A 208-nucleotide genomic window follows, 5' to 3' on the forward strand; every position below is an offset into this window, starting at 1 on the left:
GAAGGGGACCCTGGATGCCGACGGAGAGGCTTGCGATGCGCCGTGTGCGCGATGTGATCAGAATGAAGGCGGCCGGGTTGCCGAGCCGCGAGATTGCGCGACGGGTGGGCGCGGCGCCCTCGACGGTGCGGCTGGCGCTCCGGCGGTTCGAGGCCGCGGGCTTGAGCTGGCCGTTGCCAGACGACGTCACCGACACGGTTCTGGAACT

1 protein-coding gene is annotated in these 208 nt (G+C 70.2%); it reads left to right on the forward strand.

Features of this window, described 5'->3' with window-relative positions:
• Window positions 1-14: 14 nt before the first annotated feature.
• The coding region (locus AC0L21_RS38165; protein WP_473267174.1) for a helix-turn-helix domain-containing protein at window positions 15-208 on the forward strand (194 nt) is incomplete at its 3' end.

This window comes from Bradyrhizobium sp. WSM4873 (genome assembly GCF_055811355.1).